The sequence below is a fragment of the Mesorhizobium sp. M0678 genome, from assembly GCF_040320505.1.
Taxonomy (GTDB): Bacteria; Pseudomonadota; Alphaproteobacteria; order Rhizobiales; family Rhizobiaceae; genus Mesorhizobium.
In genome coordinates, this window is sequence record NZ_JAMYPT010000002.1 from 142,920 (window position 1) to 156,393 (window position 13,474).

General features: G+C 62.9%; 11 protein-coding genes. 2 read left to right on the forward strand and 9 right to left on the reverse strand.

The genetic code is table 11. From position 1 onward, the window contains the following. Positions 1–26 precede the first annotated feature (26 nt). The 3 genes from iolD to NKI29_RS04155 form a co-directional block, all read right to left on the reverse strand. Positions 27–1,871, reverse strand: a complete 1,845-nt coding sequence (gene iolD / locus NKI29_RS04145) for a 3D-(3,5/4)-trihydroxycyclohexane-1,2-dione acylhydrolase (decyclizing) (RefSeq protein ID WP_352724647.1) — start codon at positions 1,869–1,871, stop codon at positions 27–29. 34 nt (positions 1,872–1,905) lie between these two features. Beyond that, positions 1,906–3,840 (reverse strand): bifunctional 5-dehydro-2-deoxygluconokinase/5-dehydro-2-deoxyphosphogluconate aldolase, encoded by a 1,935-nt coding sequence (locus NKI29_RS04150; protein WP_352724645.1) that lies wholly within the window; start codon positions 3,838–3,840, stop codon positions 1,906–1,908. A 200-nt stretch (positions 3,841–4,040) separates the two neighbouring features. Beyond that, complete coding sequence (locus NKI29_RS04155) at positions 4,041–4,769, reverse strand: SDR family NAD(P)-dependent oxidoreductase (protein WP_352620620.1); 729 nt, start codon at positions 4,767–4,769, stop codon at positions 4,041–4,043. Between the two features lie 138 nt (positions 4,770–4,907). Here NKI29_RS04155 and NKI29_RS04160 point away from each other — a divergent pair, with 138 nt between their 5' ends. Further along, positions 4,908–5,798 carry an AraC family transcriptional regulator gene (locus tag NKI29_RS04160; RefSeq protein ID WP_023677513.1) on the forward strand — a complete coding sequence of 297 codons (891 nt, stop codon included), beginning with the start codon at positions 4,908–4,910 and terminating at the stop codon, positions 5,796–5,798. Here the strand turns inward: NKI29_RS04160 and NKI29_RS04165 are convergent. Next, a complete protein-coding gene (locus NKI29_RS04165) occupies positions 5,795–6,640 on the reverse strand; it encodes a MurR/RpiR family transcriptional regulator (protein WP_023677514.1) in 846 nt (281 codons plus the stop codon). The two genes, NKI29_RS04160 and NKI29_RS04165, sit on opposite strands and share 4 nt — an antisense overlap. Before the next feature lie 152 nt (positions 6,641–6,792). On the opposite strand from NKI29_RS04165, the gene NKI29_RS04170 reads away from it, so the two are divergent. Continuing rightward, entirely contained in the window at positions 6,793–7,902 is a 1,110-nt protein-coding gene (locus NKI29_RS04170) for a Gfo/Idh/MocA family protein (protein ID WP_352795585.1), read from the forward strand. A gap of 213 nt (positions 7,903–8,115) precedes the next feature. On the opposite strand, the gene NKI29_RS04175 is transcribed toward NKI29_RS04170, so the two are convergent. The 5 genes from NKI29_RS04175 to NKI29_RS04195 all read right to left on the reverse strand — a co-directional run bounded on the left by NKI29_RS04175 (position 8,116) and on the right by NKI29_RS04195 (position 13,415). Continuing rightward, entirely contained in the window at positions 8,116–9,207 is a 1,092-nt protein-coding gene (locus NKI29_RS04175) for a 3-deoxy-7-phosphoheptulonate synthase (RefSeq protein WP_023677516.1), read from the reverse strand. 474 nt (positions 9,208–9,681) lie between these two features. Further along, positions 9,682–10,476: an SDR family oxidoreductase gene (locus tag NKI29_RS04180; protein ID WP_023677517.1), complete on the reverse strand. Its 795-nt coding sequence runs from the start codon at positions 10,474–10,476 to the stop codon at positions 9,682–9,684. A 23-nt stretch (positions 10,477–10,499) separates the two neighbouring features. Continuing rightward, positions 10,500–11,501: an inositol 2-dehydrogenase gene (gene iolG / locus NKI29_RS04185; RefSeq protein ID WP_352568500.1), complete on the reverse strand. Its 1,002-nt coding sequence runs from the start codon at positions 11,499–11,501 to the stop codon at positions 10,500–10,502. A 67-nt stretch (positions 11,502–11,568) separates the two neighbouring features. Further along, a complete protein-coding gene (locus NKI29_RS04190; protein ID WP_254815918.1) occupies positions 11,569–12,336 on the reverse strand; it encodes an ATP-binding cassette domain-containing protein in 768 nt (255 codons plus the stop codon). Positions 12,337–12,338: 2 nt separating this feature from the next. Continuing rightward, positions 12,339–13,415: an ABC transporter permease gene (locus NKI29_RS04195; RefSeq protein ID WP_292655972.1), complete on the reverse strand. Its 1,077-nt coding sequence runs from the start codon at positions 13,413–13,415 to the stop codon at positions 12,339–12,341. Positions 13,416–13,474: the final 59 nt, after the last annotated feature.

Consider the following 13,474-nt stretch of genomic DNA (forward strand, 5'->3'; position numbering starts at 1 on the left):
GACATTCGAGGCGCGTTCGCGGATGGCTAAAGAACCCGCCCGCTCAGCGCTTCCTCATATTTCTTGCGCGCCGCATTCACTTGCGGCCGTGCCGAGACTTCCGGCACTGCGACATCCCACCAGCTTCCACCGGCCTCGGTCGAAACCAGCGGGTCGGTGTCGATGACCAGCACGGTCGTTCGCGTGTTCTTCTTCGCTTGCGCCAGCGCCGTTTCCAGCCCGGCGATCGATGGCACTTTTTCGGCAATCGCACCCATGCTCGCAGCATGCGCGGCGAAGTCGATCTCGGGCAAGGTTTCGTGACGGGCGTCCTTCAGCAGATTGTTGAAGTTGGCGCCGCCGGTCGCCATCTGCAACCGGTTGATGCAGCCATAGCCGCGGTTGTCGAGCAACACGATGGTCAGCTTGAGGCCGATCATCACCGAGGTCGCGATCTCGGAATTGAGCATCAGGTAAGAGCCGTCGCCGATCATCACCACGACCTCTTCGTCCGACTTGGCCATCTTGACGCCAAGCCCGCCGGCGATTTCATAGCCCATTGTCGAGAAGCCGTATTCTGCATGGTAGGAGCCGGGCCCGCCCGCCCGCCAGAGCTTGTGCAATTCGCCCGGCAGGCCGCCGGCGGCATGAAGCAGTATCACGCCGGAGCCCATGGCGCGCTGTACTGCGCCGATCACTTGCGCGTCGGACGGATAGGCGGCATTGGTCGACGCCGTCACCTTGTCGGCATCCGCTTGCCAGTTCTTCTTGCCCGTGATCGCATTGTCGGTCCAGTCTGAAGGGGCTTTCCAGCCTTTCAGCGCCGCAGCGAGTTCGGCGAGCCCTTCCGCCGCATCGGCGACCAGCGGCAGCGCCTGGTGCTTTCCGGCGTCAAAAGGCTGCACGTTGAGCCCGATGATGGTCCTGCCGGCATGCTTGAACAATGCCCAGGAGCCGGTGGTGAAATCCTGCAGTCTGGTGCCGACGGTAAGCACGACGTCGGCCTCTTCGGCCAGCCTGTTGGCCGCCGAAGTGCCGGTAACGCCGACCGCGCCCATGTTCAACGGATGATCGTCCGGGAGCGAGGATTTGCCGCCTTGCGTCTCACAAACTGGAATGCCGGCGCCTTGCACCAGTTTTGCCAACTCCTCGGACGCCTGCGAATAGAGTACGCCGCCGCCCGCGATCACCAGCGGCTTTTTCGCCGCTTTGAGTACCGCGACTGCGGCCGCCAGTTCGTTGCGGTCCGGGCGCTGCCGTCGCGGCGTCCAGAGTCGCTCGGCAAAGAAACTCTCGGGGTAGTCATAGGCCTCGGCCTGCACGTCCTGGCACAGCGCCAGAGTCACCGGGCCGCATTCGGCGGGATCGGTCAGCACCTGCATGGCGCGGTTGAGCGCCGGCATGATCTGCTCCGGCCGGGTGATGCGGTCGAAATAGCGCGAAACCGGGCGGAGGCAGTCATTGACCGTCGCCGTGCCGTCGGAAAAATCCTCGGCCTGCTGCAGGACGGGATCGGGAATGCGATTGGCGAAGACGTCGCCTGGCAGAAACAGGACAGGCAACCTGTTTACATGCGCAAGTGCCGCAGCGGTCACCATGTTGAGCGCGCCGGGGCCGATCGAACTGGTCGCGGCCATGAAGCGACGGCGGAAATTGGCCTTGGCGTAGGCGATCGCCGCATGCGCCATTGCCTGCTCGTTATGGGCACGAAAGGTCGGCAGTTCGTCGCGAACCTGGTAGAGCGCCTCGCCGACGCCGGCGACATTGCCGTGGCCGAAGATCGCCCAGACGCCGCCGAAGATCGGCACTTTCTTCCCGTCCATCTCGGTCATCTGTCGAGCAAGAAAGCGGGTCAGCGCCTGCGCCATCGTCAGGCGGATTGTCTTGGTCATGTCGGTTCCTCCGCAGTCCTTATGCCGCGCCTTCTTATGCTGCTTTGCGGCCGCGCGCCGCAAGCCATGCCTCGGTCAGTCTCTCGAAGCGAGATGCCATGTCGGCAACCGCTTCATCGTCTGACATCTTGCCGGCAAGCCATTGTTCGGCCGCGTTGATGAAGATGGTGCGGCCGACGGCAAAGCCCTTGACGATAGACGCCTTGGCGGTGGCAGCAAAGGCCGCTTCCAATTCATCCTGCGGCGCTTCGAGGCCAAGCAGCACAATCCCGCGGCACCACGGATCGTTCTTCAGGATCACCGCCTCGATCTTTGCCCATGCGCCGGCCGATGCCTGCGGTTCGAGCTTCCACCAATCGGGCTTGATGCCGAGTGCGTAGAGTTCCTCGAGCGCGCGCGGGATGGTCATGTCGTCGAGCCTGCCGTGCTTGCCGGCGATGATCTCGACCAGAAGTTCTCTGCCCACTTTCCGCGCGGCCTCGAACAAAGCGCGCAGTTTCTGCTGCTGTTCGCTCTTCAGCGCCGCGGGATCGTCGGGATGATAGAAGCACAGGCACTTGATGCAGTGGTCGACCGGCCATTCGGTCAGTTGCGAACCTATGTCTTGCGAGAACTCGAAGCGAAGCGGCCGCGAACCCGGCAACTCGACCGGCCGGCCGAGCCAGGCGAAGGAATGGTGGGCGAATTCGAACATCGCCTCGCGTCCGTATTTTTCGTCGAGCAGCATGCCGTAGCCGGCGCGGCCAGCCGCGACCTTGGCCGCAGCCTTGACCGTCAGCACCTTGAAAGCTGGGATTCGCGACGGATCGGCGCCGGCTTTTGCCGCGACATCCTCCAGCTGGACGCGGTGGTCGCAGGCGAACGCCATCAGCGAGGGGATGTCGCGCCGGCGCGTGGTCGCCCAATGAATGTGATTGATCGCCTCGTCCTTGCGCAGCGCCAGATGCTTGCTGCCGTTTTTCAGGAAGAACTGCAATTCCTCGAAAGTCGGGTATTCCGGTGCGCAGAGCAGCCGCGACACTGCAAAGGCGCCGCAGGCATTGGCCCAGGTCGCCGCTGTCGCCAGGCCTTCCTCGCCGAGCCAACCGCGCAGGAAGCCCGACATGAAGGCGTCGCCGGCGCCGAGCACATTGTAGACCTCGATTGGAAATCCCTTGCCGAGGATACCGTCCTCGAGGTCGTCGCTGATCGGCCCGTCATAGACGATGCAGCCCATGGCGCCGCGTTTCAGCACGATGGTTGCCGCCGACAGCGAGCGGATGGTTTTCAGCGCGCTCAGGCAATCGTCTGCCCCCGAGGCGATCATGATTTCCTCTTCGGTGCCGACGATGAGATCGCAATCGGGCAGCACCGTCTTCAACTGCGCCGAGACGCGGTCGGATTTCACATAGCGCTCGAAGCCTTCGGCGTGGCCGGCGAGACCCCAGAGGTTGGGGCGGTAGTCGATGTCGAACACCACCTTGCCGCCCTTGGCTTTCATGACACGGATCGCCTTGCGCTGGGCGGCGTCGCTGTTGGGCCGTGAAAAATGCGTGCCGGTGACGACGACCGCGCGTGCCGAAGCGATAAACGCCTCATCGATATCGTCTTCCGAAAGCGCCATGTCGGCGCAATCGCTGCGATAGAAGATCATCGGCGAGACGCCTTCATCCTCGACCGACAGCAGCACCAGGGCGGTCAGCCGCTCCGGATCGGTCTTGAGGCCTTGGACCGAAACGCCCTCGCGGTTCAGCTGCTCGCGGATGAAGCGGCCCATCTGCTCATTGCCGACGCGGGTGAGCAGCGCCGAGCGCAGGCCGAGCCTGGCAGTACCGACCGCGATATTGGCCGGACAGCCGCCGACCGATTTGGCAAAGGAAGTAATGTCCTCGAGGCGCGAGCCGATCTGCTGACCATAGAGATCGACGGAAGCGCGGCCGATGGTGATGATGTCGAGCGGCGAATATTTCGCTTCCACGGCTTCGCCCATTCGAACCTCCCATCGGCTTTGTTGTCTTGGGTAACACGCGCGAGCGGCAGCGTGGCGCCGGCAATATGAAATAATAATTCCAATCCATAGTCAATATGGAACGAGCATTCCCAAGACTGAAAAGTGCTGTGCAAGGCTCGCGCGTTCAGAAACTTTGAAGTCAGACGAACGTCAAGTGTCTACCACTGAAACCAGCTGATTTACCAAGGAAGCGGGCCATCATCGTTGAAGTACCCGGCGGTCGGGCCATCGGCGTCCAAGGTCGCCAGGTGAATGACGATCTCGGCCGCCTGCTGCACCGTGCGGTGACCTTTATACCCGTTGAGATCGGTGGCAGTGTAGCCGGGCGCCGCGGCGTTGACCTTGATGCCCTGGGGCGCGAGCTCCCTGGCGAACGCCACCGTGATGGCATTCAAGGCTGTCTTGGAGCTGCCGTAGCCCATCATGTTAACGGCGTGGTTCGCAGTGGCGGGATCGAGCGCCCGGCCGATGGACCCGGTGGAGCTGCTCACCATCACGATCCGGGCAGCAGGTGCTGCTAGCAGCAGCTGCAGGAATGCCTGGGTCACGCGGATCGGGCCGAAGACATTGACGTCGTAGGTGGCCTGGATGTCGGCGATCCGCTGCTGGCTCGGCGGCAGGTCGTAATTGATGGCGACGCCGGCGTTGTTCACCAGCACGTCGAGGCAGGGGCTGGCCTGCCTGAATGCCTCGGCTGCCGCCTTCACCCTGTCATCCCGCGTGACGTCCAGCTCAAGCCACTCCACGTCGAGGCCTTCGGCGCGCAATGCCTGCGCCGCCGCCATGCCGCGTTCGGCGCTCCTGGCGCCGAGCCAGACCTTGAAGCCCATGGTCGCCAGTCGCCGGGCGATTTCATGGCCTATACCCTTGTTGGCGCCGGTCACCAGCGCGCTTTTCGATGTTCTCATAATCGGTGTCTCCATTTTTCTTGTGGAAGACCCACAAATGGTGCGAGGCAGCGGGCGTTGCGCGCCGGAAATTCTCCGGCTCTTGCCTAATCCTCTCACGCTGTTGCGCCGCCGGTGCGAATGCGCGATGCTGGCGCAATGAGCAAGGCGCTGCAGGAGTTGATCGAGATCGCCGGCCGCCATGCGCGCGGGCGACGAACAAGAACGGCGGTTCCCCGCGTTTCGATCGGCCGCAGCGAAGTCGCCACGCCGCCATTGTCAGGGGTGTGGGGGTCGGGGATCTTATTCGTACTGCAGGGCGCGAAGACGGTTCTGATCGGCGACCGAGCTCTTCGTTACAATCCGGCCAGCTATTTCATCTATACTGTCGAGACGCCCACCATCAGCCAGATAATCGAAGCGAGCGCGGCGCGTCCTTACCTGGCCATTGGCTTGACCCTTGACCTGCAGGCCGTCGCCGCGCTCCTCGTCGAGCACGCGCCGGCCCTCAGTGGCGACAGTTTCTCCACCTCTCCCGCTGATGACGATCTGCTCGACGCGTTGCGTCGAATGATGCGGCTGCTTGACCGGCCAGCGGAGATTTCCGTGCTCGCGACCATGATCGAGCGAGAGATGCTGTTTCGGCTCCTGCAAGGCCCCCAAGGCGGAAAGCTTCGTGAACTTGCGCGCGCCGATGGCCATCTGTCCCGGATTGGCCGGGCGATCGCCTGGATCCGTTCGCATCCCCATCAGCCGGTCCGGGTCGGCGATCTGGCCGAGATTGCCCGTATGAGCAGTGCTGCGTTTTATCGTCACTTCAAGGCGGCGACGGCCATGAGCCCAATCCAGTATCAAAAGCAAATCCGCTTGCTGGAAGCCCGCCATCTGCTGATTGCCCAGCCGGGCAACGTCGCACGTGTCGCCTTCGCCGTCGGCTATGAGAGTGCTTCCCAGTTCAGCCGGGAGTATGCCCGCCAGTTCGGGTCGCCGCCTGCCCGCGACGCAGCGCGGCTTTCGGCAGAAGGCGAAACCGCAATAGAGGTGATCTAAGGCTTGCGCTTCTTGCCAGTATCGCGCCGCTTCTCGCCGACCGCGACGGTCAGCGCCATAGCCAAAGCCATCGTCGCCGACAGCGAGCGGAAGCCGGCGAAATCGGCCTCGGCGACCTCGAACCAGACCCTGGCGAATTGGGCGAGTGGCGAAAAGGAGCTGTCGGTAATCGCCACGATCGGCACGCCTTGCTCCGAAATGACGCGCGCCTCCTCGATGGTGGCCGGGGCATAGGGCGAAAAGCTGATGGCGATCACGGCGTCCCTTGGAGAGGCAAAGCCGATCATCTCTGCATTGAGGCCGGCGGCCGATTCGATCAGCTGGTTGCGGATCTTGAGCTTGCCCAATGCATAGGCGATATAGGAGGCGACCGGGTAGGAGCGCCGCTTGGCCAGCACGTAAATGGTTTCGGCCTTGGCCAACACGGTGATTGCATCTTCGAAATGGTCTTCATTCAGCGTGCGCGAAATGTCGTTGAGCGAGGTACTGGCTGCGGCAACAAAACCGTCGAAAATCGCGCGGTGGCCGGCGCCTTCCTCGGCCTTGGCGCGCAATGCCGCCAGCCTTTCATCATAGGATGAGTTGCGCTCGCGCAGGCGCTCGCGAAACACCAACTGCAGGCTGGTGAAACCATCAAAACCAAGCTGCTGGGCAAAGCGGATCAGGGTCGAAGGCTGGACACCGGCGGAAGCGGCGATGCTGGCAGCGGTGCCGAAGGCGATATCGTCTGGGTTGTCGAGCGCATAGGCGGCGATCTGGGCGATACGTTTCGGCAGGCTGTGGCGCCGCTCCAGGATCGTCGCCCGCAGCGTCTCGAAATCGCGCGGCACCCGTTCGTCCATCGTCGCTCCGCCCAGGCTCATCGTCTGGTTCCCTCTGTGCCCCATCATAGCGGGCCTGTGCAAGAACACCATAAAAAATGAGACAAGCGTTCCATCTCCAGACAAAATGGACTAATTCATCCACACAATTTGCGCACACGGAGGCAAGGCAGATGGTCGGGGTAGGTCTTATCGGCACGGGTTTCATGGGCAAGTGCCACGCCATCGCCTGGAACGCGGTCGGCACCGTCTTTCCCGATGTGGACAAGCCAAGGCTGGTCCATCTCGGCGAGGTCAACGAGGACCTTGCCAAACGCCGTGCCAGCGAATTCGGCTTCGCCAAGGCCTCCGGCGATTGGCGCGCCGTCGTCGACGACTCGGAAGTCGATGTCGTTTCGCTGACCACGCCGAACCAGTTCCACCCGGAAATGGCCATCGCCATCCTCGAAGCCGGCAAGCATCTGTGGTGTGAAAAACCGATGGCGCCGAGCTTCGCCGAGGCGCAAGCAATGGCTGCGGCGGCCCAAAAGTCCGGCAAGGTGGCCGCGCTCGGCTATAATTACATCCAGAACCCCGCAATCCGCCATATCGGCGCACTGCTCGACGAGAAGATCATCGGCGAGGTCAACCATCTGCGCATCGAGATGGACGAGGACTTCATGGCCGATCCGGAGGCGCTGTTCTTCTGGAAGCACGAGGCGGCGTCCGGCTACGGCGCGCTCGACGATTTCGCCGTGCACCCGCTGTCGCTCATCGCCGTACTGTTCGGCCGCGTTGCCCGCGTCATGTGCGACATGGCCAGGCCCTATGCCGACCGCCACGTCGCCTCGGGCGGGCGCCGCGCGGTCGAGACCTACGACATCGCCAGCATCCTGATGCATCTCGAAAACGGCATCGCCGGCACGCTGCTGGTCAACCGTTCGGCGTGGGGCCGCAAAGGCCGGATCGCCATCCAGATTTTTGGCTCGAAGGGCTCGATCCTGTACGACCAGGAGCGGATGAATGAGTTCCAACTCTATCTGACGGCCGACCGGCCGACCGAGCAAGGCTACCGCACCATCCTGGTGGCGCCGCATCATAACCCTTATGACGCCTTCCTGCCGGCGCCCGGCCACGGCCTTGGCTTTAATGACCTCAAGATTATCGAATGCCGGGAACTGTTGACGCGACTTGCCGGCAAGCCGGCGCGGATCATCGATTTCGACGAAGGCCTGGAGATCGAGCGCACGGTGCACGCGATGGCGCGCTCGTTCGCGGAACAGCGCTGGATTGCGGTGCGGTAGTAAGCCCGCGCTGGTCTCCCCTTCTCCCCTTGTGGGAGAAGGTGGCCGAGCGAAGCTCGGTCGGATGAGGGGTGTTGGACGGATCGCTACAGCGAAGAAATAACCGCTTAAAATCCCTCAATATTTTTGCGCCGAGTTTCTTCCAGCACCCCTCATCCGGCTCGGCGCTGCGCGCCGATCCACCTTCTCCCACAAGGGGAGAAGGAGAAGTGCTCACGCGGCTCCCGGGCGATCGGCGATCATGGCACGTCTCGCCGACCGGCGCTGCTCGACGGCGTCGGCAAGGCCGTGCAGCACCGTTTCGGTGGTTTCCCAGTCGATACAGCCGTCGGTGATGCTCTGGCCATAGACGAGCGGCTTGCCGGGCACGACGTCCTGCCGGCCGGCGACGAGGTTGCTCTCGATCATGATGCCGACGATGCGCTCGTCGCCCGCCGCGATCTGGCCCGCCATGTCAGCCGCCACCAGCGGCTGGTTTTCCGGCTTCTTGCTGCTGTTGGCGTGGCTGACATCGATCATCAGCCGCGGCGCCACGCCGATCCGGCCGAGCTCAGCGCAGGCAGCAGCAATGCTTGCCGCGTCATAATTCGGCACAATACCGCCGCGCAGGATGACGTGGCAGTCCTCGTTGCCGGTGGTCGTCGCGATGGCGCTGCGCCCGCCCTTTGTCACCGCCATGAAATGATGCGGCTGGGCGGCGGACTTCACCGCTTCGGCGGCAATCCGCAAATTGCCGTCGGTGCCGTTCTTGAAGCCGACCGGGCAGGACAGGCCTGACGCCAGCTCGCGATGGATCTGGCTCTCTGTCGTGCGTGCGCCGATCGCGCCCCAGGCGACGAGGTCGGCAATATATTGCGGGGTGGCCATGTCGAGGAATTCGGTGGCCGCCGGAAGGCCGAGATTGTTGACGGCGGAGAGCACGTTGCGGGCCATCCGCAACCCCTTGTCGATGTTGAAGCTGCCGTCGAGGTCGGGATCGTTGATCAGGCCCTTCCAGCCGACCGTCGTGCGCGGTTTCTCGAAATAAACCCGCATCACGATCTCCAGCCGGTCCGACAGGCTTTCACGCAGCGATGCCAAACGGCTGGCATAGTCTACGGCGGCGGCCGGGTCGTGGATCGAACAGGGGCCGACGACGACCACCAGCCGATCGTCGGCGCCGGTCAGCACGGCGTGGATGGCATTGCGTGATGCGGCAACGGTGCGCGTCGCCGTCAGCGTGCGCGGTATTTCCCGCATCACCTCGTCGGGTGTGCTCAGTTCTCTGATTTCCTTGACCCGAAGATCGTCTGTGGTCGTCAACACGGCTTCTGCTCCTGATTGGGAGACCTGCCGGCTGAAACAAAAAAGCCGCCAGGTCTGGCGGCTGTTCGGATGTTATTGCTGCAATCTTCAGATCGAGCGCAATCCTCCCGCCGCCAGCGAGCTCATAAAGTACCAATATGTGGCGGTCAGGTTGATCATGAGGGCTGATATAGTCGATGCGGATGCGCTTGTCACGTGCCTGGTGAGGAGGAGGTTTACTCCAGCCCATTCGCGATTGGCTGAAGCCCCCCGAACTTCGTCATCCCAGGGCGAAGCAGGAGCGGAGCTCCGTCGCGGAGACCCTGGGATCCATGCCGTTGCCTTGGCCAAGGAGTGCTGCGGAACTAAATTCTGCATTGTAGCGACGCCTAGATGTCACGGCATGGATCCTCGGGTCTGCGCCGCGTCGCTGCGCTCCTTGCTCTGCCCGTGGATGACGAAGTGATGGGCGGCGTTCCGCTAGACTTGCCGGCGTTATTCCGGTGACGCCCCGGCGATGCTCTGATCGTAGTCGACCAGCGACCCGGTCATGACGCCGGACTGCGGGCTGATCATATAGCTGATCAACCGGGCAAGCTGCGCCGGTTTCACCAATTGGCCCATCGGCTGCGCGGCTTCGGCCTTCTCCAACCAGTCCTCCGGCGCGTCGTGCCATTTCTTCTGCACGATCGCCTCGCCCTCGGTGTCCATCCAGCCGGGCAGCACCGCATTGCAGCGGATGCGATTGCCGCGATAGGCATTGGCGACATTCTTGGTGAGTGTCGCCAGCGCTCCCTTGCTCGACGAATAGGGCGCCAGGAACGACTGGCCGCAATGCGCCGACATCGACAGCACGTTGACGATCGAGCCCGGTACCTGGCGCGCCAGCAAATGCGCCACCACGCCCTGCATCAGGAAAAACGGGCCGCGCACATTGGTCTGGAATATCTGGTCGAACAGATCCTCGGAGGTCTCGACCAGCGAGCCGCGAGCCGAGGTGGCAGCGGCGTTGACCAGCGCGTTGACGGTACCAAAATGGCCAATCGCCGTTTCGACCGCACGCTTGCAGTCGGCCACTTTTGAGACGTCGGCGCTGATGAAGATGGCATCGACGCCTGCCCCCTTGAGGATGGCGACAGCCTTGTCGCCCTTCTCCTGCGAGCGGCCGATCAGCGCCAGCGCCCGGCAGCCCTCATCGGCCAGCGCTTCGGCGACGGCAAAGCCGATGCCTTGTGCGCCGCCGGTGACGATGGCGCGTGTTTCGGAATTGCGACCGGCTGAACCGTTCATCGCCTTGCTCCTGTGCTTGATAGTCAGATTGTTTTGTCGAGGCGGACGGTCTTGCCTTTCTTGGCCGATTTCAGCGCCGCATCCGCCAGCCTGAGCGCCACCAGCCCGTCCTTGCCGCTCGGCGCCGCCTTCTTGCCTGACGTCGCTGCCGCGATGAAGGCAGCGATCTCGTTGGCATAGGCGTCGAGATAACGGGTCATGAAGAAATCGTGCAGCGGCGGCCGCGTATAGCCTTTCTCATTGGCCAGTTCGATCGACACCGGCCGCTGGTTCTCGGCCGCAATCATGCCTTTCGAGCCATGCACCTCGATGCGCTGGTCGTAGCCGTAGGTGGCGCGGCGTGAGTTGGAGATAACGCATTGCTTGCCGGAGGCAGTTTCGAGGATGACGCTGACGCTGTCGAAGTCGCCGGCCTCGCCGATCTTCTTGTCGACCAGCACCGAAGCATGCGCGCTGACCGCCACCGGCTCCTCGCCGAGCAGGAAGCGCGCCATGTCGAAATCATGAATGGTCATGTCGCGGAAGATGCCGCCCGAGCGGCCGATATAGTCGAGCGGCGGCGGGCCGGGATCGCGCGAGGTGATTGTCACCATTTCGACAGTGCCGATGGCGCCGTCGTCGATCGCCTTGCGCACGGCGGCAAAATGCGGATCGAAGCGGCGGTTGAAGCCGACCATCAGGGTGGCGCCGGCCTTGTCGACGACGGCCAGGCAACGTTCCACCCTGGCGGCGTCGAGGTCGATCGGCTTTTCGCAGAAAATCGCTTTACCCGCTTTGGCGAAGCGTTCGATCAGATCGGCATGGGTATCGGTCGGCGTGCAGATGACGACCGCATCGATATCGCCGGCCTTCTCGATGGCATCGATGCTGCGCACTTCGGCGCCATAGGCAGAGGCCAGATCGGTCGCCGCCTTCTCGAAGGCGTCGGCAACTGCGACCAGCCTGGCCTCAGGATTGGAACCGACGGCGCGAGCATGGACCTTGCCGATACGGCCGGCACCGAGAAGAGCAAAGCGAAGAGGCATGAAGAGTTTTCCTTTGAGGATGGTTCGGAAGGGAGGGCGTGTCAGCGCCTGTGCTCGGCGTTGGCCGTTACGCCGCAAGTTCCGCCTGCCCGGTCTTGGCGCCGGTGATGTAGGAGACGATATCGTTGCCGTCGGTGTCCTGCTTGCGCAAATTGGCGACGATGCGGCCGCGCCGGAAAACGACGATGCGGTCGACCAGGTCGAACACCTGGCGCATGTTGTGAGAGATCAGGATCAGCGGTTCGCCATTCTCCTTCAGCGTGCGGATGATGTTTTCGACCTGCATCGTCTCCTGCACGCCGAGTGCCGCCGTCGGCTCATCCATGATGATGAGCTTGGAAGCAAAGGTCGCGGTTCTGGCAATTGCTACGCACTGGCGCTGGCCGCCCGACATGTGGCGGATAGTATTGGAAAGATTGGGGATCTTGACCGCTGTCCGGACCAAGGCTGCCTCGGTCGCCTTGCGCATGAACTTGCGATCGAGGATCGAGAAGGGCCCGAGATTGAAAAGCACCCGCTCGCGGCCGAGGAACAGGTTCGACGGCACGTCGAGGTCGTCGGCGAGCGCCAGGTTCTGGAACACCGTCTCGATGCCCGCCTCGCGGGCTTCGATGGGGCCGGCAAAATTCACTTCCTTGCCGTCGAACCACATCCTGCCGCTGGTGCGCTGCTCGACGCCGGTGATCTGGCGTACGAAGGTCGATTTGCCAGCGCCGTTGTCGCCCATGATGGCGACATGCTCGCCCTTGCGCAGCTCGAAGTTGGCACCCTCCAGCGCATGGACGCCGCCATAATACTTGGTCAGGTTTTCGGTCTTCAGGACGATGTCTGACATGATCAAGCCCTCATCGCCCGCAGGCGTTGGCGCCACTGGTCGAGTACGACTGCGCCGACGATGATCACGCCTTTGACCATCTCCTGATAATAGGCGTCGAGGCGCAGAAAGGTGAAGCCGGAGATGATGACGCCGAAGATCAGCGAGCCGATCACTGTCCCGATAATCGAACCGCGGCCGCCCGACAGCGAGACGCCGCCGATAACCGCCATGGCGATCGCGTCGAGCTCGTACATTACACCCATGCCGGCCTGGGCGGTGAGATTCTTGGAGCTCAGCACCACGGCGGCGAGCGCGGCGAGGACGCCGGCAATGACGTAGACGAGGATCTTGTGGTTGGCGATGTTGATGCCGGACATGCGCGCGGCGTCCTCATTGGAGCCGATTGCATAGCAGTGCTTGCCATATTTGGTGTAACTCAGGATCAGCTGGAACAGCACTGCGAGCGATATGAAAATGATGACCGGCATCAGCCCCTTGCCAATGGCGGCGAAACTCTCGGTCGGAAACGAGATCGGCTGCCCCTTTGACCACCATTTGGCGATGCCGCGCGCGGTGACCATCATGCCGAGCGTGGCGATGAACGGCGGGATGCGCGTGTAGGCGATCAAAGCGCCGTTGACCAGGCCGGCCAGCAGGCCGCAGCCGATCGCGACCAGCACGGGCACGATCACCGGCAGGTCGGTCCAGCCCTGCGCGATGAACATCGCCTTCGGGTTCGGGTTGCCATTGACGGTCGCCACCTGGGCGAAGCTCATGGCTATCATCGCCGTGGCGCCGACGATCGAACCTGAGGACAGGTCGATGCCGCCGGTAATGATCACCTGCGTCACGCCGATGGCAATGATGCCGACTATCGACACCTGCAGGATGATGATCTGCAGGCGCGCTTCGTTGAAGATCGCATCGATATTGTCGCGGGTGTTGAACAGGAAGCTGTCGCCCAGGAAAACCCGGCCGATCAGCTCGAAAGCGCCGACCAGGATGACGAGCGCCAGGAAGACGTTGAATTCGGCCGGCCATGCGCGCCGCTTCGCATCATAGCTGAGCCCGCCGACGCCGTGAGATGTCTGTGCCAATCGTGCTTCCTCCGTCAGCCACGGTCTCCACTCGGCGCTGTTCAGGCCGAGAGGGAAAA

What these genes read in the sequence shown, in the direction of transcription:
- NKI29_RS04155 (WP_352620620.1), bottom strand. Translation starts at nt 4,769, where the DNA reads ATGAGAACATCGAAAAGCGCGCTGGTGACCGGCGCCAACAAGGGTATA.
- NKI29_RS04190 (WP_254815918.1), bottom strand. Translation starts at nt 12,336, where the DNA reads ATGTCAGACATCGTCCTGAAGACCGAAAACCTGACCAAGTATTATGGC.
- NKI29_RS04170 (WP_352795585.1), top strand. Translation starts at nt 6,793, where the DNA reads ATGGTCGGGGTAGGTCTTATCGGCACGGGTTTCATGGGCAAGTGCCAC.
- NKI29_RS04150 (WP_352724645.1), bottom strand. Translation starts at nt 3,840, where the DNA reads ATGGGCGAAGCCGTGGAAGCGAAATATTCGCCGCTCGACATCATCACC.
- iolD (WP_352724647.1), bottom strand. Translation starts at nt 1,871, where the DNA reads ATGACCAAGACAATCCGCCTGACGATGGCGCAGGCGCTGACCCGCTTT.
- NKI29_RS04180 (WP_023677517.1), bottom strand. Translation starts at nt 10,476, where the DNA reads ATGAACGGTTCAGCCGGTCGCAATTCCGAAACACGCGCCATCGTCACC.
- NKI29_RS04165 (WP_023677514.1), bottom strand. Translation starts at nt 6,640, where the DNA reads ATGGACGAACGGGTGCCGCGCGATTTCGAGACGCTGCGGGCGACGATC.
- NKI29_RS04160 (WP_023677513.1), top strand. Translation starts at nt 4,908, where the DNA reads ATGAGCAAGGCGCTGCAGGAGTTGATCGAGATCGCCGGCCGCCATGCG.
- iolG (WP_352568500.1), bottom strand. Translation starts at nt 11,501, where the DNA reads ATGCCTCTTCGCTTTGCTCTTCTCGGTGCCGGCCGTATCGGCAAGGTC.